At 30.9% G+C, this 24,903-nt stretch carries 24 protein-coding genes; 12 read left to right on the top strand and 12 right to left on the bottom strand.

The window, feature by feature from the left end; translation table 11 throughout:
• The first annotated feature begins 59 nt into the window (after positions 1–59).
• From B4E59_RS05835 to B4E59_RS05815, 5 genes are all read left to right on the top strand, one after another.
• Complete coding sequence (locus B4E59_RS05835; RefSeq protein ID WP_286495176.1) at positions 60–2,207, top strand: endonuclease MutS2; 2,148 nt, start codon at positions 60–62, stop codon at positions 2,205–2,207.
• 561 nt (positions 2,208–2,768) lie between these two features.
• Positions 2,769–3,044, top strand: coding sequence for a hypothetical protein (locus B4E59_RS05830; protein WP_219034361.1), 276 nt, complete (start codon positions 2,769–2,771; stop codon positions 3,042–3,044).
• A 417-nt stretch (positions 3,045–3,461) separates the two neighbouring features.
• Entirely contained in the window at positions 3,462–4,088 is a 627-nt protein-coding gene (locus B4E59_RS05825; RefSeq protein ID WP_038336698.1) for a peroxiredoxin, read from the top strand.
• Positions 4,089–4,247: 159 nt separating this feature from the next.
• Positions 4,248–4,565 (top strand): thioredoxin family protein, encoded by a 318-nt coding sequence (locus B4E59_RS05820; RefSeq protein WP_286495177.1) that lies wholly within the window; start codon positions 4,248–4,250, stop codon positions 4,563–4,565.
• Entirely contained in the window at positions 4,546–4,797 is a 252-nt protein-coding gene (locus B4E59_RS05815; RefSeq protein ID WP_038336694.1) for a DUF6952 family protein, read from the top strand. The genes B4E59_RS05820 and B4E59_RS05815 overlap by 20 nt, the downstream gene beginning before the upstream one ends.
• Before the next feature lie 76 nt (positions 4,798–4,873).
• Here the strand turns inward: B4E59_RS05815 and B4E59_RS05810 are convergent, their stop codons facing one another.
• Complete coding sequence (locus B4E59_RS05810; protein WP_219034359.1) at positions 4,874–5,494, bottom strand: L-threonylcarbamoyladenylate synthase; 621 nt, start codon at positions 5,492–5,494, stop codon at positions 4,874–4,876.
• A gap of 63 nt (positions 5,495–5,557) precedes the next feature.
• Positions 5,558–6,433: a DUF808 family protein gene (locus tag B4E59_RS05805; protein ID WP_115000953.1), complete on the bottom strand. Its 876-nt coding sequence runs from the start codon at positions 6,431–6,433 to the stop codon at positions 5,558–5,560.
• Positions 6,434–6,630: 197 nt separating this feature from the next.
• Here B4E59_RS05805 and B4E59_RS05800 point away from each other — a divergent pair, with 197 nt between their 5' ends.
• The 6 genes from B4E59_RS05800 (at position 6,631) to B4E59_RS05775 (ending at position 11,488) form a co-directional block, all read left to right on the top strand.
• On the top strand, positions 6,631–7,215 hold the full coding sequence (locus B4E59_RS05800; RefSeq protein ID WP_286495180.1) for a Crp/Fnr family transcriptional regulator: 585 nt from the start codon (positions 6,631–6,633) through the stop codon (positions 7,213–7,215).
• 54 nt (positions 7,216–7,269) lie between these two features.
• Entirely contained in the window at positions 7,270–7,704 is a 435-nt protein-coding gene (locus B4E59_RS05795) for a carboxymuconolactone decarboxylase family protein (RefSeq protein ID WP_286495181.1), read from the top strand.
• A gap of 93 nt (positions 7,705–7,797) precedes the next feature.
• A complete protein-coding gene (locus B4E59_RS05790; RefSeq protein WP_115000956.1) occupies positions 7,798–8,511 on the top strand; it encodes an AAA family ATPase in 714 nt (237 codons plus the stop codon).
• A gap of 9 nt (positions 8,512–8,520) precedes the next feature.
• On the top strand, positions 8,521–9,006 hold the full coding sequence (locus B4E59_RS05785) for a GNAT family N-acetyltransferase (protein WP_286495182.1): 486 nt from the start codon (positions 8,521–8,523) through the stop codon (positions 9,004–9,006).
• A 79-nt stretch (positions 9,007–9,085) separates the two neighbouring features.
• Positions 9,086–10,123 (top strand): sulfite exporter TauE/SafE family protein, encoded by a 1,038-nt coding sequence (locus tag B4E59_RS05780; RefSeq protein ID WP_286495183.1) that lies wholly within the window; start codon positions 9,086–9,088, stop codon positions 10,121–10,123.
• 81 nt (positions 10,124–10,204) lie between these two features.
• On the top strand, positions 10,205–11,488 hold the full coding sequence (locus tag B4E59_RS05775; protein ID WP_280061172.1) for an MFS transporter: 1,284 nt from the start codon (positions 10,205–10,207) through the stop codon (positions 11,486–11,488).
• A gap of 70 nt (positions 11,489–11,558) precedes the next feature.
• On the opposite strand, the gene B4E59_RS05770 is transcribed toward B4E59_RS05775, so the two are convergent.
• Positions 11,559–13,943 (bottom strand): outer membrane beta-barrel family protein, encoded by a 2,385-nt coding sequence (locus tag B4E59_RS05770; RefSeq protein ID WP_291051927.1) that lies wholly within the window; start codon positions 13,941–13,943, stop codon positions 11,559–11,561.
• A 165-nt stretch (positions 13,944–14,108) separates the two neighbouring features.
• Between B4E59_RS05770 and B4E59_RS05765 the strand changes: the two genes are divergently transcribed.
• On the top strand, positions 14,109–14,663 hold the full coding sequence (locus B4E59_RS05765; protein ID WP_291051924.1) for a DUF4303 domain-containing protein: 555 nt from the start codon (positions 14,109–14,111) through the stop codon (positions 14,661–14,663).
• 37 nt (positions 14,664–14,700) lie between these two features.
• Here the strand turns inward: B4E59_RS05765 and rpoN are convergent, their stop codons facing one another.
• The 9 genes from rpoN to B4E59_RS05720 all read right to left on the bottom strand — a co-directional run bounded on the left by rpoN (position 14,701) and on the right by B4E59_RS05720 (position 24,896).
• The gene (gene rpoN, locus B4E59_RS05760) at positions 14,701–16,173 is read right to left on the bottom strand and encodes an RNA polymerase factor sigma-54 (RefSeq protein WP_291051921.1); all 1,473 of its coding nucleotides are present in this window, start codon (positions 16,171–16,173) and stop codon (positions 14,701–14,703) included.
• 81 nt (positions 16,174–16,254) lie between these two features.
• A complete protein-coding gene (gene asnS, locus B4E59_RS05755) occupies positions 16,255–17,703 on the bottom strand; it encodes an asparagine--tRNA ligase (RefSeq protein ID WP_125349294.1) in 1,449 nt (482 codons plus the stop codon).
• Positions 17,704–17,866: 163 nt separating this feature from the next.
• The gene (locus B4E59_RS05750; RefSeq protein ID WP_280051165.1) at positions 17,867–18,304 is read right to left on the bottom strand and encodes a hypothetical protein; all 438 of its coding nucleotides are present in this window, start codon (positions 18,302–18,304) and stop codon (positions 17,867–17,869) included.
• Positions 18,305–18,362: 58 nt separating this feature from the next.
• Complete coding sequence (locus B4E59_RS05745) at positions 18,363–20,774, bottom strand: DUF5686 family protein (RefSeq protein ID WP_219034348.1); 2,412 nt, start codon at positions 20,772–20,774, stop codon at positions 18,363–18,365.
• Between the two features lie 76 nt (positions 20,775–20,850).
• Positions 20,851–21,405 carry a ribosome recycling factor gene (frr, locus tag B4E59_RS05740; RefSeq protein WP_115000990.1) on the bottom strand — a complete coding sequence of 185 codons (555 nt, stop codon included), beginning with the start codon at positions 21,403–21,405 and terminating at the stop codon, positions 20,851–20,853.
• Between the two features lie 8 nt (positions 21,406–21,413).
• A complete protein-coding gene (gene pyrH, locus B4E59_RS05735) occupies positions 21,414–22,124 on the bottom strand; it encodes a UMP kinase (RefSeq protein WP_115000992.1) in 711 nt (236 codons plus the stop codon).
• A gap of 50 nt (positions 22,125–22,174) precedes the next feature.
• Entirely contained in the window at positions 22,175–22,942 is a 768-nt protein-coding gene (locus B4E59_RS05730; protein ID WP_221855403.1) for a TatD family hydrolase, read from the bottom strand.
• Positions 22,932–23,921 carry a GSCFA domain-containing protein gene (locus tag B4E59_RS05725; RefSeq protein ID WP_221855401.1) on the bottom strand — a complete coding sequence of 330 codons (990 nt, stop codon included), beginning with the start codon at positions 23,919–23,921 and terminating at the stop codon, positions 22,932–22,934. Before B4E59_RS05725 ends, B4E59_RS05730 begins: the two co-directional genes overlap by 11 nt.
• A gap of 3 nt (positions 23,922–23,924) precedes the next feature.
• Positions 23,925–24,896 (bottom strand): polyprenyl synthetase family protein, encoded by a 972-nt coding sequence (locus B4E59_RS05720; protein WP_115000998.1) that lies wholly within the window; start codon positions 24,894–24,896, stop codon positions 23,925–23,927.
• Positions 24,897–24,903 lie beyond the last annotated feature (7 nt).

Genomic DNA, 24,903 nt, shown 5'->3' with positions numbered 1-24,903 from the left:
GATTTCAAAGTATTTCATGATTTTGAATTTGTCGAAATTTTATCCGTAATTTTGCGTTAATGCAAATATCAGAACAAACTTTAAAAGATTTAGAATTTAATGCGGTTCAAAAAGAAATCGCAGAATTTGCTTATACAGAAAAGGTTGAGGCACTTATTTTTAACTTAAAACCTTATCAGGATCACCAACTTTTGGTACAAGATCTACAAACGACAAACGAATATTTAACAAGTTTCGAGACGGGAAATCGTTTTCCGTTTTCAGAATATTATATTTTAGATGAAAATCTAAACCGATTAGAAATTGAGAATTATTATTTGCCTGCAGAAGAATTCTTCAAAATCAAGGCAAATACGCTTCAAGTGAAAGAAATCTTGAAATATTTGACAGCTTTCAACGAATATGCACCTGTTTTGTTTGAGAAAGCTTCAACGATTACTTACGAAAAAAATATCATAAAATTAATCGATCAAGTATTCAATAAATTTGGAGAAATCAAGGACGACGCAAGTCCTGAACTGAAAATTGTACGCGATCGTTTGCGTCATTTGAATGGACGAATTACCGAATTATTCAATAAATCGATGTCTTATCATTCGGATTATTTGGATGACATTCGTGAATCTGTTGTTGGAAATCGTCGCGTTTTGGCCGTTAAATCTGCTTTGAGAAAACGTGTGAAAGGGCAATTTTTAGGTACTTCTAAAACTGGATCGATTACGTTTATTGAGCCAGAAAGTGTACAAAATCCTCGTCGTGAATGGGAAGAATTAAAAGAAGAAGAAAAACATTTGGTTATTCAGATTTTATTAGATTTAACTGCTCAAATTGCAGAATACAAACCAAATCTTGAAGAATATCAAACGTTTTTAGAATACATCGATTTTACACAAGCGAAAGCAAATTATGCTTTTTTGATTAATGGAATTTTACCTCAACTTTCTGAGAATCGAATTATCAAATTAGTCGATGCTTATCATCCTGTTTTATTTTTAAACAATAAAAGAAAAGCTCAAAAAACGATTCCGCAGAGTTTAGAAATTAACGAAGATTGTCGAATTATCATTATTTCTGGTCCAAATGCTGGAGGAAAATCAATTACGTTAAAAACAATTGGTTTACTTCAAATTATGATTCAGAGTGGTGTTTTAGTTCCTGTAAAAGATCAAAGTCAATTTGGATTTTTTAATCAAATTTTCACAGATATTGGAGATAATCAATCCATTGAAAATCATTTATCAACATACAGTTATCGTCTAAAACAAATGTCCTATTTCTTGAAGAATGCAGACGATAAAACATTATTGTTAGTTGATGAATTTGGGACAGGTTCTGATCCAGAATTGGGTGGAGCTTTGGCCGAAGTTTTCTTTGAAGAATTTTATGAACGTAATTCTTTCGGTGTTTTTACGACGCATTATACAAATATCAAATTGAGCGCAGAAAGTTTGCCAGAAGCGATAAATGCTTGTATGTTGTTTGATAAAAAAACATTGGAACCACTTTATCGTTTGGAAATTGGACAAGCCGGAAGTTCATTTACATTTGAGGTTGCTGAGAAAAATAAAATTCCGTTTCGTTTGATTAATCGTGCGAAGAAAAAAGTTGAACGTGAAAAAGTGAGTTTGGATAAAACTATTTTAAAACTTCAACAAGAAAAATTTGAAATTCAGAAAACAAAAGATCATGTTGAAGAGTTGCGCGAAACAAATCTTGAGCACAACGAAAAATTAGAGCAAACGAATGAAAAAATTCAGCAAAAACTATATGATTTTCAGCAATTATATGATCGCGAGCAAAAACGTTTGAAACTTGGAGAACGTATTTCAGACATGGCGGATTCTTACTTGAAAACGAAAAATAAAAAGCAAATGATTTCGAATTTCTTGAAATTAATTGAAATGGAAAACTCGAAAAAAACGAAAGAAGTTCAACGATTAAAGAAAATTGAAAAGATTGTAGAGAAAGAAGTTAAACGCGAGTTAAAAGAAAATTCAGAAACAATTTCTCAACAAAAAGAAGTCATCGAAAAGAAAGAAAAAGCAGCTACTCAGAAAAAAATTGATGCGTTGAAAGTTGGTGATCGTGTCAAAATTCATGGTTCGTCTAGTGTTGGAACAATTGATAAGATAAAAAAAGAAATTGTTTTTGTAAATTACGGTTTATTTACAACTCAAATCAATGTTAATGAGGTATATAAAATTTAGTTTTTTCGTTTAATTAAAAAGTTTTCAATCTTGTTTGTGGCAAGATGATGACATTAAACACTATTCTTGTTCTTTTATAATAGATGTAACAAATTGAAATAACACATTGAGTGATTGTAAATATATAGTTACTATCAACAATCGAGGAATGATGAATGAAAAAGGTATTTTTTAATTTAAGTTTAAGAATTCTTCAAAAATTTACACAAAAAATTCAGCTATATAAACTGTTAAATCTGGTGTTAATAATATTCCGGTTGAAATTAGCAACTGTAATTATGAAGATGAAATAATCGAAGTTTGTTTTATGCAATACAAATAACACACGATATATAAATTATTTATAAAAGATTAATTACCCAAACTTTATTTCTAAATATTACTAATTGTGCATTCGCACAAACGAATAATAACTGGGGTTGGTTAATTGGAAATTGGGGAGGAATTGGTATTGGAAAACCTGGCGAAGGAAAAGGAACTTTTTCTTTTGGTCATCAATTAAATAACAATATTATTGTCCGAAAAAGTCATTCTGAATATCCTTCACGAGATTCTAAAAAAATGACAGTATATGATGATTTACTGGTTGTTTATTTAGATGAAAATAAAAATTTATCGAAAGCTATTTATTTTGATAACGAAGGTCATGTTATCAATTATTCGATTACTTATCCCGAAAAAAAGATTACATTTCTGAGTGAAACAAAACCCAATCAACCCATATTTAGATTGATTTACTCGCTACTCGAAAATAATGAAGTTAACACAGCTTTTGAAATTTCAATGGATGGAAAAAATTTTAATACCTATATCGAAAGAAAAATTAAAAAAATATAAAACGAAAAAGGTTAGTGAATTCACTAACCTTTTTCGTTTTAATATCTTAATCTTTCTCTATGCCTTGTGAACTTATCATTAAATCATAATTATCACAGTCGTTTTTAAATAAAATTTAATTCATTTTAAATAATCATCAACATAATGAATATCATTCTTTAGGGTAAATAATCTTCGTAAATTAGCGTATAAATAAGATAAAAAGGCTGTTGTATTGAATTTCAATAGAATATTAACTCAATAATTATTATTAATCATATATCATAAATATAATTTATAGTATAATCTATATTTGAAATTGAAAATATATGGACAGTTTAAAATATCAGTCTAAATTTGTATCAGTAAAAGAGATAAAAACTATTACAAGTTTTATCACATCGAGAAGTAAAAAACAAAATATAAAAAATTAAAATTATGTCATTAGTAGGAAAAAAAGCGCCTTTATTCACAGCGCCAGCAGTAATTGATGGAGACGAAATCGTAGAAAACTTTTCAATGCCAATCGGAGAGAAAAACATCGTTTTATTCTTCTACCCAAAAGATTTTACATTTGTTTGTCCAACAGAATTACACGCATTCCAAGCTAAATTAGCTGAATTCGAAAAAAGAGATGCTGTTGTAATCGCTGCTTCTTGTGATTCAGAAGAAACTCACTTAGCGTGGTTAAACACTGCAAAAGATAACGGAGGTATCGAAGGTGTTACTTACCCAATCGTTGCTGACTTAGCAAAAACTATCGCTATGGATTACGGAGTTTTAGCTGGTGAGTATGTTTACAATGAAGAAAATGATTCTTTAAAATTTGAAGGAGCTCCAGTTGCTTACCGTGGTACTTTCATCATCGACAAAAATGGTGTTGTTCGTCACGAAACAATCAACGATTTACCATTAGGACGTAACATCGATGAGTATGTACGTTTATTAGATGCAATTTTACACGTTGAGAAATATGGTGAAGTTTGTCCAGCAAACTGGGAAGAAGGAAAAGATGCTATGAACGCTACTAAAGATGGTGTAGCTTCTTACTTAGCTTCTCACTAAAAATAACTTGAAAATCTTTTGATTTTCAAAATTCACGAAGAGGCTGTCTAAAAAATTTGACAGGAGATTTTAACGAATTCATTTTCAATAAAAATCACTAAGCTCAACACTTAGACAGCCTTTTTTATACCCAATTTTTAACTTATAAAAATTAATAAAATGTTTGCAGAATTAGAACAAGATAACTTAGCACAAGTAGTTGCTGATAACAATATAGTAATTGTACAATATGGTGCTGGATGGTGTGGAAACTGCCGTTTAGTAAAACCAAAATTCAAAAAATTAGCGGCTGAATATGAAGGTCAAGCTGAGTTTTTATATGTTGATGCTGAAAAATTAGTAGAATCAAGAAAATTAGCTGAAGTTCCAAATTTACCAACTTTCGCGGTTTTCAAAGGAGGAGAAAATGTAGGACAAGTAACTGCGTCTAAAATTGATGCTGTAAAAGAATTGATCAATGAAGTTGCCGGTATTTAAGAATTTAGCAAAAAACGTTTCTATTGAAGCAATGGAAACAGCTTTAGAAGTTTTGGAAGTTTATGCTGATTCTCCAGCTGTAAAGGAGCCAGAACAAGAAGTAATTGGAGAAATGATTTCTAACATTTGTGGAGCTATGGAAATGAAGCAAATGATGGAAGAAGAAGGATTGGACGAGCGTACTGCTGCCAATACTTTTATGCAACGCGTAATGGGTTCGATTGATAAATAATTTTATCAATTAGTTAGTATAGAAAAAGGATTTCAATTGAAATCCTTTTTTGGTTTTATATAATTAATGTTGAATCCTATAAATAATCTTCAATATCACCCTTACCTTCACGTAAAACCTCTACTCCATCCGTCATATCAACAACAGTAGACGCAATATTATCTCCATAACCACTATCAATGACAGCATCTACAAGCTTCTCCCATTTTTCAAAAATCAATTCAGGATCTGTTGTATATTCTACAATTTCATCTTCATCATAAATAGAAGTTGAAGCAATAGGATTTCCTAATTTTTCGACAATCATTTGCGGAACAGCATGATCTGGAACACGAATACCAACCGTTTTTTTACCTTTGTAAGCAACAGGTAAATTGCGCGATGCATTCATGACAAATGTAAAAGGACCTGGTAAAGCGCGTTTCAAAATTTTGAACGTACTGTTATCAATTGGTAAAGTATATTGTGACAAATGGCTTAAATCATTACAAACAATAGAAAAATGAGATTTTTCAAGTTTAACACCTTTCAATCGAGCAAGTTTCTCCATTGCTTTAATATTCGTAATATCACATCCTAATCCATACACAGTATCGGAAGGATAAATAATTAAACCTCCATTTTGTAAAATCTTAACCACTTGATCAATCGCTTTTTCTTGTGGATTTTCTGGATGAATTCTGATATAATCTGCCATTTGTAAATCTTTATTCAAAGATACGAAATAGTTAACAATTCTTTTCGAAATCTATTCTATCTCCTAACCTTTAGCTAAACCTATTATTTTCTTAACTATTGTGACAAGTACCACAACCAATAATCCTGCAATCAAAGCAATCAAAGCTTCGCTAATCATCATTGGAATTGCTGTAGGTAAATGATGATGAATATAATCGATGTTATGAACAAATATCCCGCCTGAAACCAATAAAAGCGCAACAGTCCCTACAAATCCTAAAATTTTGATCACATATGGTAATGCATCAACCAAAAAATGTCCTAATTTAGAAACAGCTCCTTTGTCGTGTGATGCTTTTATCAGTTTAAAACCTGCATCATCCATACGAACAATTAAGGTTACAATCCCGTAAACACCAATGGTTGCTAAAATTGCAATAAACGAAACTGTAAAAACTTGTGTCAACATTGGTTGTTCCAAAACTGTACTCAATGCAATAATCACAATTTCTATCGAAAGGATAAAGTCCGTAATAATCGCAGATTTCACTTTTGATTTTTCCGAAACTTGCTTCTTATCTTCTACTTTATCTTCATGAATAACTTCTGAACCTTTTTTTGGACGGTGAAAAATAAACTCGATTATTTTCTCTACACCTTCAAAAGCTAAATAAAAACCTCCCAAAATCAAAACATATTTTATCACTTCTGGCATATAATGATTTAGTGTCAAAACAATTGGAACAATGATCAATTTATTGATAAAAGAGCCTTTTGTTATTGCCCATAAAACTGGTATTTCGCGCGAAGATAAAAATCCCGTTGCTTTCTCAGCATTTACAGCCAAATCATCTCCTAAAATCCCTGCTGTTTTACTCGCTGCTACTTTACTTGTAACCGCTACATCATCCATCAATGCTGCAATATCATCTAAAATTGCAAATATTCCTGAAGCCATATTATTGTTATTTTTTGGTTCGTAAAAGTAAAAAAAAATGTCAAATCTTTATAGATTATTTTTATGTTCTTTCGACGATTCATTTCAAGTAAATTGCACTCCAAATTCTGACTATAAACCTGATTAATTTTAAACTAAATTAAGTCCTTTCGGAAACTAATCATTAATTTTAAAGAGAAATATATTAAGCTTATAAAATGGAAAATTCTTTCGGTCAGTTAAAGAAACATATTCAAATTTTCACTTCAATTTCTGAAGAAGAATTTCACGATTCAGTCCAATATTTTGAGAAATTTTCGGTGAAGAAAAAAGAAATGATTCATAAAGCTGGAACAGTTTGTACGTACAATTATTTTATTATTTCTGGATGTATTCGATTATTTTTCATCAATGAAAAAGGTGTAGAACAAACCATTGATTTTGCTATCGAAAATTGGTGGTTGACAGATTTGTTTTCTTACATTAATCAACAAAGTTCTGAGTTTTATATTCAAGCTGTAGAAAATGCAATTATTATGAAAATGAGTAAAACGAACGAAGAAATTTTATGCGAAAAACATCCTATTTTCAATTCGTATTTCAAACAAATTTATCAAAAAGCAAATGCTGCTGCTCAAATGCGTTCCAAATATTTGAAAGAGTTTTCGAAAGAGGAGTTTTATCTTCACTTCAAGAAAAATTTTCCTGAGTTTTTACAACGTGTTCCGCAATATTTATTAGCTTCTTATTTAGGTTTCACACCCGAATATTTAAGCGAAATCCGAAAGAAAGAGTTTTCTTAAACCAGTTTAATTTTATTGAATAAATAATCAACGAACTTTGTAAAAAATTAAGAAATGAAATCACGATTAAACATTCAAAAATTAGAACCAAAAGCTTACGAAGCAATGTATGGTCTAGAGAATTATTTAGCAAATTCTGAATTAGATAAATTACATTTAGAACTTATTAAAATCAAAGCTTCACAAATCAATGGTTGTGCTTTTTGTATTAATATGCACACCAAAGACGCGATGAAATTAGGCGAAACAAATCAACGTATTTTTTTGTTGAATGCGTGGCGAGAAACGACACTTTTTACAGAAGAAGAGCGTGTGATATTGGAGATGACAGAAGAAATTACAAATATTAGTCAACATGGTTTATCAGAAGAAACTTATCAAAAAGCATTAACACTTTTTTCTGAAAATTATATTGCGATTATCATTATTGCAATTACCACGATTAATGCTTGGAATAGAATTGCAATCAGTTCTCATATGACGGTTTAAAATTTTAGCTTCAGAAATCTGAAGCTTTTTTTGTGCTAAAAATCGGCTTTCGGATTAAAATAGTTTATTTTTGAGTCTTGAAGTAAAATTGATATGAATATTTACGATTTAATTGTTGACGATAAGGAAGAAATTTCTTTGAATGATGTTTTTTTAGATGATCAAAATCTTGCTCAAGTAAAACAACTTATCAAAGAACATAGATATATAGAGGAATTGAGTAAATATAATTTACCTGTCAATAATAAAATTTTGTTGCATGGATTTTCAGGTTGTGGAAAAACAACAACTGCAAAAGCAATTGCAAATGAAATCGGAAAACCAATATTGATTTTGAATTTAAGTAATATTGTTTCATCAAGAATTGGTGAAACTTCGCAAAATATTCGAATGCTTTTTGATAAAGCTGCTCGTGAAAAAGCAATTCTATTTTTGGATGAGTTTGACCAAATCGGAAAAGCGCGTGGAAATGATGACAAAGATGTTGGCGAAATGCGTCGTTTAGTGAACACAGTAATTCAATTAATTGATTATTTGCCACAAAATTCGTTGTTGATAGCCGCAACAAATCATCCACATATTATTGATGTTGCATTGTTGAGAAGATTTCAATTAAAAATTGATTTCAAAATGCCAACTTCTGAAATGTTAGATGTTTATTATGATAAACTTTTAAACGATTTACCAAAAGATATTCAATCACTCAAACGAAAATATAACGTTTCATTTGCAGAAGCTAAAGATTATGCACTTACAAACGCAAAAGCATTACTGATTGAAAAATTAGAACGTCAAGCAAATTCTTAAAACCAAAATATGGAAGACGAATTAATTTATTTCAGAGAACTTTTGGACACTGATGTAGCACGACTTTTCGAAATTTATTCGAATGCAAAAGCCATGAAATACCGCGAAACCGCTCCAATGAAAACAATCGAAGATTCGTACAAAATGCTGGAAAGAGATAAAGAAAAAAAGAATTCTGGATATGAATTTCGTTTTGCTGTTATCGAAAAATCTTCTGAAACCTTGATTGGTACTGTGATGTTTCAACCTGTTCACGACAAAGCGATTATTGGCTATTCGATTGATGAACAATTTTGGAACAGAGGTTACGCAACACGAATCATCAATCTGATTTCGAAAGAGTTGAAATCGAGAAAATATATGCTGATTGAAGCTTGGGTGAAAAAAGAAAATATCGCCTCGTCTAAAGCCTTATTAAAAAATAATTTTCAACAGATTTCGCAAACAATTTATCCGAAAAATCATCTTTTTCAATTAAGATTTACTTATTCTTAAGTTTTACTTAAGATAAGTCTTTAAGCATTAATTTCTAAAATCATCGTCCTAATTTTGTAACAGAATAAAATTTCTGGTCATGATTTTTACTATTTTTCTCCTATTTATTGGAGCTATTTTAGCATTTTGGATAAGTGCAATTTGTGGCGGTGGCGCAAGTTTAATCTTAATTCCAATCCTCAATCTTATTATTCCAACTTCGTTAGTCCCTTTTTCGTTAACAATCGGAACATTTACAAGTTCTGCCTCTCGAATAGCGGCTTTCAGAAAATCTGTACATTGGAAAATCTTCTTTTGGTTCGTGCCATTTTCGATTCCAGCAGTTTTAATGGGCGCTTATTTAATCAAATTTATCAACCCAATTTATTTACAAATTATTGTAGCTGTATTATTGATTTCAAATGTTCCACAATTATTTCTAAACAAAAAACAACAAGACAATGAAGAAAAACCTTCACCAAAATATATTTTGGCCATTGTTGGTTTTTTAGCTGGATTCGTTTCTGGAATAACAGGAGCAATAGGTTTATTATTCAATAGATTTTATTTAAAATATGGATTAACAAAAGAAGAAATTATTGCAACGCGAGCTGCCAACGAAATTATACTTCATATCATAAAATTAATCATTTATATTGTTCTTGCTTTATACTCAAAGAACGCATTATTACTTGGATTGACGATTGCAATTGCCTCAATTATTTCTTCTTATACGGTCAAATATATTTTACCTTATTTTAGCGATTTTATTTTCAGAAAAGTTGGCTATGCAGCGATGGTTATTTCTGGAATTACACTTTTTTATACAAGTTCCCAAAAAATCATTCAAGAAGATAAAGTTCAACTTACAACAACAAGTAAAGGTGACGAAAATGAAACCACTTTAAAATGGCGAAACAGCGATTTTGTGATGGAATATTCGTTAGATGGTGAATTTGAGATTGAACGTCCAATTCAACCGAATGAATTACCTAAAAATTTATTAAAGAAATACAATGAAATTTTACCTAATTACGATAAAATCCATCTCGAAAAAGTATTCAGAATTGGAGAAGATAGTTATGAGTTTTATTGTTACAAAGACAATAAACTGACCAAATTTGAACTGAAAGAATAGAAGATTGAACAATTAATTTTTACGAAACATTATTTTTGATAAATTATTCTTAAGTTTAACCAACATTACTATAAAAAATTTATGAATACAAAAGATAATCCCAAACTAATACGAGCTTGGATTTCTTACGACTGGGCAAATTCTGTTCATTCTTTAGTTATTGCCTCTGCTATTTTTCCGGTTTATTACACTTTAATGACCTATGATGCGAACGATCACCCAATTAAATTTTTAGGATTATTACCAGAGTCCGCATTCAATTTTTCATTGGCAATTGCTTTCTTTTTTGTGATTGTTTTGTCTCCTGTTTTATCTTCAATTGCAGATTTAATCGGAAATAAAATAAAATTTCTTCGCTTTTTTTGCTATTTAGGATCTTTCTCATGCATCGGAATGTTTTTCTTTACATCAAGCGATTTAGTTTGGTTAGCTTTATTACTCAATATCACTGCAAGCATAGGTTTTTGGGGAAGTTTAGTTTTTTACAACGCCTATTTACCAGAAATTGTCTCAGACGAAAAAATGGACAAAGTTTCGGCGCAAGGTTATATGTTTGGTTATATTGGTTCTGTCATTTTATTGACGATTTGTTTGGCAATGATACAATTCGCCCCAGAAGAACAACAAGCAATGTTTACTCGAATAAGTTTCTTATTAACAGGAATTTGGTGGTTAGGATTTGGACAAATTGCATTAAGTAAATTACCAAACCACAAATATGATCGCGAAATTCCAAAAGATATCATCAAATCGAGTTTTAGAAATTTAAAACATACCTTCAAAGATCTTAATCAATACAAAAATATTCGTGTTTTTTTGGCTGGATTTTTCTTTTACAGTTTAGCAATGCAAACTATCTTTTTGATGGCGGCAATGTTTGGAAGTTCAGAAATAGGAATGGAATCTTCAGAATTGATTATGACCATTTTATTAATTCAAATTGAAGCTGTTTTAGGTGCATGGTTATTCTCTTTTCTATCAGGAAAAATAGGAAATAAGAAAACCTTATTAATCGGGATTTTTATCTGGATTATTACATGTATTATTGGTTATTTGATTAATAAAAATGATCCTAATGTAAAAACTCAATTTTACGTAATGGCTGCAATGGTTGGTCTTGTAATGGGAGGTTTGCAAGCTTTATCACGTTCTACATACGCCAAATTATTACCAGAAACAGAAGATACTACAACCTATTTTAGCTTTTACGATGTTTTCGAAAAATTTGCCTTATTTTTAGGTTTAGTTATTTATGGATTATTGATTGAATATTCTGGCGGAATGAAAGCTTCGGCACTTGCAATGGGCGTTTCGTTTGCGATTAGTTTCGTTATTTTATTGTTCTATAAAATGGAAAAGAAGTAAAGTCATTTATATCAAATAAAAAAATAAACCCCAATATTTTAAATCAATATTGGGGTTTATTTTTAACAATTTACAATCTTCCTTTTTCCGAACTACTTTTTGATTGTTCTATTGTGAATGATTTTCCGAAATTGTATCGAATTCCAACACGATAATAGCGAGCGGATTGTCCTGTATAAACAAATTTTGTATCGTTACTAAAACTTTGATCTTGCCAAGCTCTATCTTTAAATACATTGTTCACATTAAACGAAACCTCGAATTTTTTATCCAAAAATAACGCTCTCAAACCAAAAGCTGTACTCCAATTAGCGCGACTTCTTGACATGGCATCAATTGTTTTTGTTGTATAATTTGTGGTATGATTAAACAATAATGTTTTCGATTTATTCAATTCTAAATTATTTGTCAAACGAAATTCTCCATTAAATCCATCCAATACATAATTGTATTCAGGAATAATTCCTTTTGTTTTCTTGTAATACAAATCAATCGTTCCATTGACTTTCCACCATTTTACAAGCTTGAAATTTAGATTTTCACTAATTCCAAAACTCTCCGAATCAGCATAATTATATGGAATCCAATTTTGTGTATTTTCTGTTGGATTTACAACCACAATTTGATTGATTTCATCCGTAGAATTTCTGTAATATAATGTTGTAACTGCCAAATCTTTGTATGCATATTCCAACTCATAATTATACGAATAAGAAGGTTTTAATTTCGGATTTCCTTCGGCAAAAGAATAAGGAGAATAAATGGTACGAAACGGATTCAATTGTCCCATAAAAGGTCGATCAATACGACGCCCAACATTAATACTTAACGAATGATTTTCAGCAGGTTTATACATCAAATAAGCGGTTGGAAATAATCCATCATATTTATAGGTATCATGTTGATTTTCTTGCGGAGAAAAACCTTTTGCATCTGTATTTTCGTATCTCAAACCAACTTTTGCAGACCATTTTTCTGAAATATCTTTTTCAATACTCGCATAAAAAGCCAAAATATTTTCGTCATAATAAAAACCATTACTCAACTTTTCATCATAAACAGGCGACCCAGAAGATGTGTTGTAAAATAAATTATCGCTATTATTTTTCGTCCAACTATAACGTCCACCATAATTTAGTTTCCAAGTATTAACGGGATGTTCCATATCAATATTCAAACTATAATTATTTGCTTTTTGGTCGGACAAACTTTTATTTCCTTGATATTCTGTTTTATTTTCAACATCTTCTGAATTAAAAAATCGGTTTGAAGTTACACTTGTATTGTTATTATTAAAATTTACCCAATCAAAATCAAATGTCAGTTTTTTTCCGATCGTATCCATTTTATAAATCACATGATAATTCAGCGTATTGTATTTCGTGTTTCCTTTGCTTCCATTTCGATCATTCAGAATATAACTCAACAATTCATTTTTATCCAAACTATTTATCGTTGTTTTCGTGCCACCAGTTCCTTTTCGATTTCCAGCATATAAATCAACCGTAAAACCAGTCGTCAATTTATCTGAAACTTTATAATCCAATCCTAATTTTCCGCCAATATTTCTATTTTTTCCACTATTTTTTTCTCTTTCAGTCCAAACTTCATTAGTCTTTCTAAAATAAATATCAGATTGTCCAATTCCATCATATTCACCAAAACCACCAAAAATATTCGAAACTAAAGTCCATTTATTTTTTCGGTAATTAAACGATGCACTATTGTTCCAATATGGTTTGTTATAATGTTGCAATGATGACGACAAACTTCCATTCCACGAGTCTTTTTTGCCTGATTTCAGTACAATATTGAGAATTCCACTATTTCCTATTGCTTGATATTTTGCGGGTGGATTTGTAATTACTTCAATTTTCTCGGTATCATCTGCACGAAGCGTTTTTAAATAATTTATCAATTGATCACCAGACATTTCTAACAAACGATCGTCCACCATCACACGCAAATTACTTTTACCAATTATCGAAACTACATCATTATCAACCTTCACACGAGGTGCCAATTTTAGCAAATCTAATGCATCTCCACCTTTAGCTCCTTCAGCTAAATCTGCATTAAAAACAAGTCGATCAACTTTCTTTTCAATTAATTTTTTCTGACTTTTTACAACTGTTTCATTTAATGTAATGTTTTCAGTTTTTGGAAGAATTATTACGCCTAAATCTTGATTTTGTCCACATAAAATCGTTTGAGTATAAAGTAAAACTCCAGCTTCTTCTATTCGAAACGTATAATTTCCTTCGGGTAATTCGACCACAAAATTTCCTTTATCATCAGTTGAAATTTCATCAATAATTTGATCATCTTTCAGAATAATCACATCAGCCAAACTAACAGACGTTTGATTCGCATATTGCAAGCTTCCTTTATATTGTTGTTGCGCAAAAATCGAGGTCGAGGCAAATAATAAAATTGGTATATATAATTTAGACATATTAGGTTTGTTTACTATAATGACGTGTGAATTGTAGAAAAGTTACATAGAAAATGAATAATAATTGAATTTGTCTTTAAAAAATAAATTAACAATGATTTAATATTTAAAGAATTTTACTACATTTCAAAAAATAATTTTAACTGATTAAAAAAATATAAATGAATGGATTTTAATGAATTAAAAAACAAATTAGTGCAATCAACCAAACAAGCCTTTTTGAAAATTTATAACGAAAATCCTTCCCAAGACCTTTACGCTTTTGCCTTGTGCAATAACGACTCGAAAATAGCTATTCATCCTTCGGCAAATTCTGTAGAACATTTGGAAAAAGTTTCGGATGAAGACGATTTTTGTTACTACAAATACGAGCCTTCTGAATGGAAATATTATTATTTAGGAGCTGAAAATTCTTTTCAAGAAATCAATCAAATGTGCAAAGAAATCGTTGATGAACACGACGATGACGAAGATTGGTTTTATCAATTTCAGAATAAAATTAATGAAAAATGTATCGAAGTTTTAGAAGAATTAAAGAATGAAAATTTCTTTTCTAAATTAATTGGTAAAGATATTTTCTTAAACTTTTCTGTAATTGATGATGATTTGAACAAAGAAAAACAACAAAAAATTATTACTCGATTGAATGATAATTCGTATAAAGAAGATTATTTTGAATGGATGACAACTTGGGGTAAAAACAAAAAAAGAGCTTTATAAAAAGCTCTTTTTTTATTTGATAATATTTCTTAAAATCTTAGATTTCTTTTCTCAATCTCGCAACCGGAATATTTAGTTGTTCGCGATATTTTGCAATTGTACGACGAGCAATTGGATAACCTTTTTCTTTTAAAATTTCGGTTAATTTTTCGTCTGTCAAAGGTTTACGTTTGTCTTCATCTGCAATTACATCTTGTAAAATTCGTTTAATTTCGCGCGTCGAAACTTCTTCACCTTCATCATTTGTTAACGATTCTGAGAACAAATCTTTTATCAAAAATGTTCCGTAAGGCGTTGTAACATATTTAGAATTCGCAACACGAGAAACTGTCGAAATGTCCATTCCAATTCTGTCTGAAATATCTTTCAAAATCATCGGTTTGATTTTCGTTTCGTCTCCTGTTAAGAAATATTCTTTTTGAAATTTCATAATCGCTTCCATCGTGTACAAAAGCGTATTACGGCGTTGCTGAACCGCATCAATAAACCACCTCGCAGAATCTAACTTTTGTTTGACAAACATCACAGCTTCTTTCTGTTGATTCGATTTATTTTCGGTTTTTTTGTATGTATCTAACATTTCTGCAAACGCACTCGAAATTTTCAATTCTGGTACATTACGTCCATTTAACGATAATTCTAAATCGCCATCGTTGATATGAATCGTAAAATCTGGCGTTATTTGCTCTACAATTTTACTACTACTCGAAAATGATTTTCCTGGTTTTGGATTCAAACGTTCAATCTCCGAAATTGCATCACGCAACTCGTCATCATCCGCATCATATTTTGCCATCAATTTAGAATAATGCTTTTTCGTAAATGCATCAAACGATTCTGAAATTAATTTTTCTGCTAGTTCTACTGCTTCAGTTTGATTTTTATTTTCTAATTGAATCAATAAACATTCTTGCAAATCACGCGCACCTACACCAACTGGATCCATTCGTTGAATATAATTAATCAACAAATTTTCGACCTCTTCTGGCGAAGTGTAAATATTTTGCGAGAATGCTAAATCGTCAACCAACGATTTAATATCACGACGCATATAACCATCATCGTCAATATTTCCTAAGATAAATTCAGCAATTTGAAATTGTTCCGAAGTTAATCGATTCGTATATAATTGTGATGTCAAAAACTCGATAAAGCTCTCTCCTTGCGCGTAAGGAACAGATTTATCTTCGTCATCATCACTATAATTATTCGTATACGTTTTATAATTTGGGATGTCATCATCGCTCAAATAATCATCAATATTGATGTCACTTGTGTCAATCACTTGCTCGTCGCCAAAATCATCACTCTGATTGTCCCATTCTTCCTGTTCTCCTCCGTAATCTTCATCATATTCAGAAGATTGATCATCCAAAGCAGGGTTTTCTTCCAACTCTTCCTTTACGCGTTGTTCAAAAGCAACCGTAGGAAGTTGAACCAACTTCATTAATTGGATTTGTTGTGGCGATAGTTTTTGTTGTAATTTTAAATTTAATTCCTGCTTTAACATATTTTGGGTTTTGGCTTATATAAAAAACGGATTTAGCTTAAAGTTACAATTTTTAAGCATAAATCCGTAAAAATATTTTGATTAAAATTCAGCGTTATTCGGTGTTCTAGGGAAAGGAATTACGTCACGAATGTTACCCATTCCTGTAACGAATAATACCAAACGCTCTAAACCTAAACCGAAACCTGAATGTGGCACAGAACCGAAACGTCTTGTGTCACGGTACCACCATAATTCTTCTTTATCAATTCCGAATTTTTCCATTTTTTCGTCTAAAACTTCTAAACGCTCTTCACGTTCAGAACCTCCGATAATTTCTCCGATTCCAGGGAATAAAACGTCCATTGCGCGAACTGTTTTTCCATCATCATTCATACGCATGTAAAATGCTTTGATTTCTGCAGGATAATCAAATAAAATAACTGGCGTTTTGAAATGTTTCTCAACTAAATAACGTTCGTGTTCTGATTGTAAATCTGCTCCCCAACCTTCGATTGGATATTTGAATTTACCTTTTTTATTTGGTTTAGAATCTTTTAAGATATCTATTGCTTCTGTATAAGTTAAACGAATGAATTTGTTATTTAAAACATATTCTAAACGCTCAATTAAACCTAATTCAGAACGCTCTGCTTCTGGTTTTTGTTTTTGTTCTTTGTCAAAACGTTCAGCTAAGAATTTCAAATCATCTTTACACGTTTCCATTGCATAAGTGATAACAGATTTCATAAAATCTTCTGCCAAATCCATATTTTGATCTAAACGGAAAAACGCAACTTCTGGCTCAATCATCCAGAATTCAGCTAAGTGACGAGAAGTATTCGAGTTTTCTGCACGGAAAGTAGGTCCAAATGTATAAATTTTCCCTAATCCCATTGCTGCTGTTTCTCCTTCTAACTGTCCAGAAACCGTTAAGTTAGTCGATTTACCAAAGAAATCTTGTGTATAATCTACTTTACCTTCTTCATTTTTAGGTAAGTTTTCCATATCCAAGTTTGTGATATGAAACATCTCTCCTGCTCCTTCAGCATCAGATCCTGTAATAATTGGCGTGTTGATGTAAACGAATCCATTTTCGTTGAAATACTTGTGAATCCCGAACATTAACGCGTTACGAACACGCATAGTTGCAGCAAAAACATTTGTTCTGAAACGTAAATGTGCTTGCTCACGCAAAATCTCTAAACTGTGTTGTTTTGGTTGTAAAATTGTTCCTTTTAAATCATCAGATGGCGCAGTTCCTAAAATTTTGATTTCTTTCGCAACAATTTCAATCTCTTGACCAGCTCCTTCACTTTCTACCACTTCTCCTTTTACTTGTAAAGAAGCTGCTGTAGAAATTTGTTTTATAATTGATTCGTCAAAATTTTCGAAATCTACTACTACTTGAATATTATTAATTGTAGAACCGTCATTCAACGCGATGAAACGATTACTTCTGAACGATCTTACCCATCCATTTACAACTACTTCCTGTAGCAACAAATCCTTGCCTTTTTCTAATAAGGCTTTAATTCCGTACGATTGCATAATTTTTTAATTTATCCTTACAAATTTAGTTATTATTTAAAGTTATAAAAATTATAGGCATAATTTTTGCGAATATTTTTCAACCAACCTAAAAATCCTTTACAATTTCAATGAAAATGTAAAGGATTTTTGATTTTAGTTTATTTTTTGAAGTGAAATTATTCTAGTTCTTAGATTCAAAACGCAAAAGAAGTTCATTTATTCTTTGAATAAGAACTTTATCAGAATTATTATTTTGAATTAAATAATCTACATAATTTTTTAATTCGTAAAATTGACTATCAGTTTTAATTTGATCTTTCTCAATTATCTTTTCGATTCTTTTAAAATATGATTCAAAAATATCAATGTCATAATTGGTTGTCTTTATCAAATATTCATTAAAACCAAAATCTCTATCTTCGATAAAATCAGACGTTAAATCTTTAAACCAGTTTTTTAAAATAGTTAATTTTCTTTTTGAATAATACTCCTCTGTTTGAGTTTTTAGACGAATATATTCATCTTTCATTTCATTATTAAAAGCAAGATGAACAATATAATAATCTATAGTCGCAAGTACTAAATCTCTATATTTTTTAAGTTCAAACTCTTTATTCATAAATTTAAATCAATATATACGATTCTGAAACGAGTCCAGAATGACAAAATCTAAATACCTACAAAAAATTCAAATTTACAGTTAATTTTAAATAGAAATTATCTTGGAATTTTTCTTCTGAATAAGCACCTAAACGGTAAAATGCTCCCAATCCAAATGTTTTGAAAATTAAATTATTTACTTCAACTCCTGTTTCGTGGTAATAATGATTCAATGTTTTGAAATCTAAATTTTGATGATCTGTTTTATCTTTCATATCACCTAAAACTCCACGGTAAACGAATTGTGGGAAAATAATTTTGTTTCCGACTTTAACGCCAGCAAAAATATGTTTCAATTGAAAGGATACAAATCGATCCGAATAAAATTCTCCAGGACGCATTGTTTCGAAATTTGTTAAACCTCCTACTCCAAAGTTTGCAAAATCATTACGTTTTGCGTTTCCTTGTCCTTCGAACAAGTTCATCAACGGCATTTTTCCTTCAACCCAACCCGCATTTACATTGAAATTTGTTTTACCAACTCGCGTATCGAACACATCAAAATAAGAAATATTGAAACGAAGTGGATCATAATCAGAATTGAAAATATCCCAATATTTCGTCAACATTGCATAGAAAACAGATTTCCCGCTATTCACCGTCACTTTTCCGTAAGGCGTGCGGATAAACTTGTCTTTTGGTGCAAAACGGATCGCTAATTGCGTATTATACAAATCGTACCAACCTATATTATTCAGGAAAGAATAATCAAATTCTGCTTGTTGTTTTTCATAATTTGCCGAAATATTGAAGGTTACATTCTTGAAAATATCTTGCTCATATCCAAAAGAATAATGTTTATACGAAAAATATTCGTGATTATAAATATTACTAAAAGCTCCAGAAATTAGACGTGTATAATTCGATTGTAATAAAATTGGCGTTTTCCCAGAAGCCGAAACATCTTGCGAGTATTTTGCAAAAATTCGACCCGAATAAGGCTTATTTACATAATAATCTCCACCAAATCCAAACTTGAATGTTTCATCTTTGAAACCATAAGCTGAATACGCATTCAACGAATATTTATCGCTCCAATTTTCATTTGTATTAAACGCGGCACCAAGTCTAAAACCTTCGTAATCATTAAACGCTAAGATTTTTGTTAAATCTAAATCAACTTTTCCTAATGATAATTTCCCACCAGAATTGATGATTCTCATCAATTTCATTTGACGTTCTAACTTATATTTATCGCCAATACTATCAATTGTCGTATAAGTATTTCGCTCTTTGTTTGATAATGACGAATCGCGGTAATCTTCCATCACATTGTCCCATTTCTTTTCGTTCATATTTTGAAAAGAAATTTCGTCTTCGTAACCTAAAAATTCGTTGCGTTTGAAATGTGCTGGATTTTGAATATCCTTGAAAGTTGTTTCAAGATTAATCCAAATTTTTTCTTTTTTATCAATAAAATCATCATCGGATAATTTCTCTGTAATCTTAAAATTACCAGCTTCCATGCGATATTTTTGTTGATTTGGAATCCAAGAACCATTATTCAATTTCCAATCTGCTTCTAATTCTGCAACATAATTTGAAATCGTATTTTCTGCTTCAATTTTGATTAAAGCATACGTTCTATCATCAATCCAAAGTGTTCCTTTAATTTGTCTTTTATCCGTTTTGATTGAAGGGAAAAAGCTAATAACAGCCGTTTTTCGCCCATCAATAAAAATATCCTCTTTGAAACCATAACGGTAATGCGAAAGACCTTCTCGACTTACTGGATTAATAATTCCTTTGAAGAAAAAATTGATTTTATCTTGATCAAAATTGAACGCAATTGGTTGCATCGCCAAATATTCGTACAAAGGCGAACGCATTCCAGAAATACGAGAAGATTGCACGATATTTTTTAGTCCAAAACGCTTCGAAACTTTATGATCCATTGCACGTTCTCCCAAAAATAAATGACTGTTGTCTAACAATTTTTTCCATTGATTATTGACAGAATCTTTGTGATTTTGAGGTTGAATGATAAACGGAATCGAATCGTTATTTACTGTACTCCAAAATTTAGTGTATGATTTTAGGAAAATATTTCCTCCGTTTCTGATTGTATTTTTGGATTGATTGCGAATTGCTTTGATAATCAAATTACGACCAACAGAATCATTTGTCGTAAAACTAACCTCATCCAAACTAATGAAAGAAGGTTTCATCATAATTTCCACCAACTTTTTACCATCAGTCTGAATACTTTCTGAGAAATATCCGTTTTTGATTATATCAATAAAATGAACAGAATCATTGATATCCAATTCTCCTAATTCGTCTGTTTGACCAAGAAATTGTTTGGTATCGCTGTAAACATTAGCACCAGTTAAACGAAATTCGTCTTGAGCATCGAATACTCTCACTTTAATTTGAGCAAATGTGGCAATTGAAATACAGAAATTTAGCAGGAATATATAGTTCTTCATCTTTTGAAATTGATTATGCAAATAAATAAAAAAAGCAGCGAAACGCTGCCTTAAAATATTTTTTTTTCAAGAAAGATTAAACTTTCATGATTTCAGCTTCTTTTTTCGTTAAAGCTTCTTCTAATTTCTTAGAAAACTTGTCTGTTAATCCTTGAACACGTGTTTCGTAATCTTTCACCATGTCTTCAGAAGCTTCTTTTACAGCTTTTAACGCTTTGTTCGCATCTTGACGTGCATTACGAAGAGAAATTTTAGCAGTTTCCATATCCGATTTGGCCATTTTCACCAACTCTTTACGACGTTCTTCTGTTACTGGAGGAATACTGATAATAATTGTATCTCCATTGTTAGAAGGTGCAAAACCTAAATTAGCATTGATGATTGCTTTTTCAATTTCATGAATTAAATTTCTCTCGTATGGTTGAATGCTCAATGTCATTGCATCTGGTGTATTTACATTTGCAATTTGAGTTAACGGAGATAAACTTCCGTAGTAATCAACACGAACTGAACTTAACATTGCAGGAGTAGCTTTACCTGCTCTTAATTTGTCGAATGCAACCTCTAAGTGACTTACAGTTCCCTGCATTTGCTCCTTAGCCGTTTCTAAAATAATATCTAATTCTTCCATTTCGGGATTTATTTATTTGTTACTAGAGTACCTACGTTATCTCCTAAAATTAATTTTTTCAAGTTACCATCTGTATTCATATCAAATACAATAATAGGTAAATTATTTTCTTCACTCAAAGTAAAAGCTGTCATATCCATTACTTTTAAGTTTTTATCGTAAACTTCTTGATAAGAAATTGTTTCGAATTTCTCTGCTGTTGGATCTTTTTCTGGATCTGCAGTATAAATTCCATCAACACGAGTTCCTTTCAAAATAACATCAGCTTGCGTTTCAATTGCTCTCAAAACGGCTGCTGTATCTGTTGTAAAATATGGATTTCCTGTTCCTGCACCAAAAATTACGACACGACCTTTTTCTAGATGACGCGTAGCTCTTCTTTTGATAAATGGTTCTGCGATTTGCTCCATACGAATAGCCGTTTGTAAACGTGTATTAACACCAGCATCTTCCAAAGCTCCTTGCAATGCCATACTGTTAATCACAGTTGCCAACATTCCCATATAATCTCCTTGTACACGATCCATACCAGAAGCAACACCTTGTACACCTCTAAAAATATTACCACCTCCGATTACGATTGCCACTTCGCAACCAAGTTCAGCAACTTCTCTAATTTGTTGCGCATATTGTTTCAGCATATTTGGATCAATACCATATTGTAAATCTCCCATTAATGCTTCACCACTCAATTTAAGTAATATTCTTTTGTATTTCATCTTGTCAAAGGTTTTCTTTTGCAAATATAATTTTTCTATTCTGATTTATCCTAACGTTCGAAAATGTCAAACGCATTTTTTGTTGTAATTGCTGCAATTTCAGCTGGTGTTTGATGGTAAATATCAACCAACTTATCGCAAACATGTGTCAAATAACTACTTTCATTTCGTTTTCCACGAAACGGAACTGGCGCTAAATAAGGTGAATCTGTTTCGAGAACGATATGTTTGATATCAAAATCACCTAAAAATTGATCTATTTTACCATTTTTAAAGGTTACAACTCCACCAATTCCTAATTTCAAATTGAAATCTATTGCGCGTTGTGCATCTTCTTTTGTTCCTGAAAAACAATGAAAAATTCCGAATAATTTTTCATCTTTCACTTCTTCTAACACTTCAAAAACTTCATTGAAAGCATCTCGACAATGAATGATAATTGGTAAATTCTTTTCTTTTGCCCATTCAATTTGCATTTTAAATGCATCTTGTTGCGTTTGTAAAAATTCTTTTTCCCAATACAAATCAATTCCGATTTCGCCAATTGCTTTAAATGGTCGTTTATCAATCCATTCGCGCACATGAGCCAATTCGTCTTCTATTGTATCTGGATGAACCGAACACGGATGCAAACCCATCATCGCAAACATCGAATCTTGGTGAGCAGCTTCTAACGCCAACATTCTATCCGTGTAACTTTTATCAATTGCTGGCAAATAAAATCGCTCTACTCCATTTTGCTTTGCTCGCGCAATTACTTCATCTATATCATTCTCAAATTGCTCCGAATATAGATGTGTATGTGTATCAATTAACATGTTTTATTTTTGATTTCAAAAGTTCATTTTCAACTGAAAAATCAAGTTGATTTCCTTTTTCTAATTCATTCATCAATGTAATCGTTTTTACTAAAAATTGTTGATAATTGTCTGATCCTTCATTAAAAGGGCGATGATTAATTGCTGAAATAACTTTATTTATTTTTTGAATAATTGTTTGCGTTGATTGCTCGAAATAAGTTTCTGAAAACTTTTCCCAAATATAATCAACGGCTTGTTTCGATGGATGAATCAAATCTTCTTTGAAAAAACGATAATCTCTCAAATCATCTAAAACTAATTCATATGACGGGAAATATTCAACTTGATTATTTTGAAGACTTAATTGATATAAAGCATCCAACAGTCTAGCTTTACTTACATTATTTTCGATCATTCCATCTTTTGTATGACGAACAGGACTAACTGTTGTAATGATGCGAATAGTTGGATTAATTTTCTTCAAATCTGAAACAATCAATTCCAACGATTTTAGATTATCTTCTGTTGTTAATAATCTTTTTTCAAATTGTTTTGCCTCAACTTTATGACAATTCGCGACAACTTGATTTGAAGTTTTCCATTCATAAATCCACGATGTTCCCAATGTAATCATCAACACATCACAAGAATGAATGTAATCATGAACCTGATTGATTGTTGAATTTAATTCCTCTAAAACAGCTTCTTTCGTCAACGCATTAAACGACGAATGTACATCGAAACAGAAAAATTCTTCTCCGTTTTGATGTACATCAGTTATTGTAAAATATTTTTTATGAATGCTTCTTTCTATTAAATTTTGAATGGAATGTGAATTAAAAATCACTCCAAATGGATTAATTAATCCATCAAACTTTAAATCGGTCAAACGCTTTCCAATTTCATCTGAAAAACAAGAACCTATCGTCAATATTTTGTGTTGATGATTGAGTTTAAAATCAGAAGATTGAATTTGAAAAGACGTTCGAAATTGCATTTTTTATCCTTGTCGATCAATTAAAACTTCGCTTAATTCTCTCAAATAAGATTTACGTTCTTCTGGAACATCAATTTGATCCAAATAGCTGTGCGCTTTATTCGTATATTCTCTAATTAACGTTGAAAGTTTACGGTTAACATTCAGTTTTCTGAATAATTTTTCTACCGCATATACCTTATCGATATTATCTGTATTTGAACTATACCAATATAATAATTCCTCTTTTTCTTCTTCGTTTGCCGCTTCTAAAGCAGAAATGTAAAGAATCGTTTTCTTATTCTCGAAAATATCTCCAGCGTGTTTTTTACCTAAATGTTCAAGGCTACCAAAAACATCCAAATAATCATCTTTCAATTGATACGCGATTCCTAAATTCAAACCATATTGGTACAATTTATCTGAATCCTCCTCCGAAGCATTTCCAATCATTGCGCCTAATTTCAAAGCACAACCAAGTAAAACACTCGTTTTTAGAGAAATCATTTTGATGTAATCTTCGTATGAAACATTCAATTTTGTTTCATAATTCACATCCAATTGCTGTCCTTCACAAACTTCTAAAGCAGTTTTAGAAAATAATCTTGTCGAACGTTTAAATAATTCTGGTTCTAAATCTTCTAAATATTGATATGCTTTTACCAACATCGCATCACCAGAAAGAATCGCTGTATTTAATCCAAATTTTTCGTGAACTGTTGGTTTACTTCTTCTTAATGAAGCATTGTCCATAATATCGTCGTGCATCAACGAAAAATTATGAAAAAACTCAATCGCTAACGAAGGTTTCAACGCTTTTTCAACTTCACCATCAAACAAATCAGTTCCCAATAAAGTCAAAATTGGACGAATTCTTTTACCACCAATATTCAAAATATAATCCATCGGTTCGTATAATTCTTCTGGATTTTTAGAAAATGGATTTTTATCGATTGTTTCGGCAATTAATTCGTGAAATTTATCAAATGAGTACATAGTTTGA

The sequence above is a fragment of the Empedobacter sp. UBA2044 genome, assembly GCF_002333005.1.
GTDB lineage: Bacteria > Bacteroidota > Bacteroidia > Flavobacteriales > Weeksellaceae > Empedobacter > Empedobacter falsenii_B.
The sequence above is the reverse complement of the archived record's forward strand: the minus strand, read 5'-3'. Positions and strand labels throughout refer to the sequence as shown.

What these genes read in the sequence shown, in the direction of transcription:
- B4E59_RS05835 (WP_286495176.1), top strand. Translation starts at nt 60, where the DNA reads ATGCAAATATCAGAACAAACTTTAAAAGATTTAGAATTTAATGCGGTT.
- B4E59_RS05830 (WP_219034361.1), top strand. Translation starts at nt 2,769, where the DNA reads ATGACAGTATATGATGATTTACTGGTTGTTTATTTAGATGAAAATAAA.
- B4E59_RS05825 (WP_038336698.1), top strand. Translation starts at nt 3,462, where the DNA reads ATGTCATTAGTAGGAAAAAAAGCGCCTTTATTCACAGCGCCAGCAGTA.
- B4E59_RS05820 (WP_286495177.1), top strand. Translation starts at nt 4,248, where the DNA reads ATGTTTGCAGAATTAGAACAAGATAACTTAGCACAAGTAGTTGCTGAT.
- B4E59_RS05815 (WP_038336694.1), top strand. Translation starts at nt 4,546, where the DNA reads ATGAAGTTGCCGGTATTTAAGAATTTAGCAAAAAACGTTTCTATTGAA.
- B4E59_RS05810 (WP_219034359.1), bottom strand. Translation starts at nt 5,494, where the DNA reads ATGGCAGATTATATCAGAATTCATCCAGAAAATCCACAAGAAAAAGCG.
- B4E59_RS05805 (WP_115000953.1), bottom strand. Translation starts at nt 6,433, where the DNA reads ATGGCTTCAGGAATATTTGCAATTTTAGATGATATTGCAGCATTGATG.
- B4E59_RS05800 (WP_286495180.1), top strand. Translation starts at nt 6,631, where the DNA reads ATGGAAAATTCTTTCGGTCAGTTAAAGAAACATATTCAAATTTTCACT.
- B4E59_RS05795 (WP_286495181.1), top strand. Translation starts at nt 7,270, where the DNA reads ATGAAATCACGATTAAACATTCAAAAATTAGAACCAAAAGCTTACGAA.
- B4E59_RS05790 (WP_115000956.1), top strand. Translation starts at nt 7,798, where the DNA reads ATGAATATTTACGATTTAATTGTTGACGATAAGGAAGAAATTTCTTTG.
- B4E59_RS05785 (WP_286495182.1), top strand. Translation starts at nt 8,521, where the DNA reads ATGGAAGACGAATTAATTTATTTCAGAGAACTTTTGGACACTGATGTA.
- B4E59_RS05780 (WP_286495183.1), top strand. Translation starts at nt 9,086, where the DNA reads ATGATTTTTACTATTTTTCTCCTATTTATTGGAGCTATTTTAGCATTT.
- B4E59_RS05775 (WP_280061172.1), top strand. Translation starts at nt 10,205, where the DNA reads ATGAATACAAAAGATAATCCCAAACTAATACGAGCTTGGATTTCTTAC.
- B4E59_RS05770 (WP_291051927.1), bottom strand. Translation starts at nt 13,943, where the DNA reads ATGTCTAAATTATATATACCAATTTTATTATTTGCCTCGACCTCGATT.
- B4E59_RS05765 (WP_291051924.1), top strand. Translation starts at nt 14,109, where the DNA reads ATGGATTTTAATGAATTAAAAAACAAATTAGTGCAATCAACCAAACAA.
- rpoN (WP_291051921.1), bottom strand. Translation starts at nt 16,173, where the DNA reads ATGTTAAAGCAGGAATTAAATTTAAAATTACAACAAAAACTATCGCCA.
- asnS (WP_125349294.1), bottom strand. Translation starts at nt 17,703, where the DNA reads ATGCAATCGTACGGAATTAAAGCCTTATTAGAAAAAGGCAAGGATTTG.
- B4E59_RS05750 (WP_280051165.1), bottom strand. Translation starts at nt 18,304, where the DNA reads ATGAATAAAGAGTTTGAACTTAAAAAATATAGAGATTTAGTACTTGCG.
- B4E59_RS05745 (WP_219034348.1), bottom strand. Translation starts at nt 20,774, where the DNA reads ATGAAGAACTATATATTCCTGCTAAATTTCTGTATTTCAATTGCCACA.
- frr (WP_115000990.1), bottom strand. Translation starts at nt 21,405, where the DNA reads ATGGAAGAATTAGATATTATTTTAGAAACGGCTAAGGAGCAAATGCAG.
- pyrH (WP_115000992.1), bottom strand. Translation starts at nt 22,124, where the DNA reads ATGAAATACAAAAGAATATTACTTAAATTGAGTGGTGAAGCATTAATG.
- B4E59_RS05730 (WP_221855403.1), bottom strand. Translation starts at nt 22,942, where the DNA reads ATGTTAATTGATACACATACACATCTATATTCGGAGCAATTTGAGAAT.
- B4E59_RS05725 (WP_221855401.1), bottom strand. Translation starts at nt 23,921, where the DNA reads ATGCAATTTCGAACGTCTTTTCAAATTCAATCTTCTGATTTTAAACTC.
- B4E59_RS05720 (WP_115000998.1), bottom strand. Translation starts at nt 24,896, where the DNA reads ATGTACTCATTTGATAAATTTCACGAATTAATTGCCGAAACAATCGAT.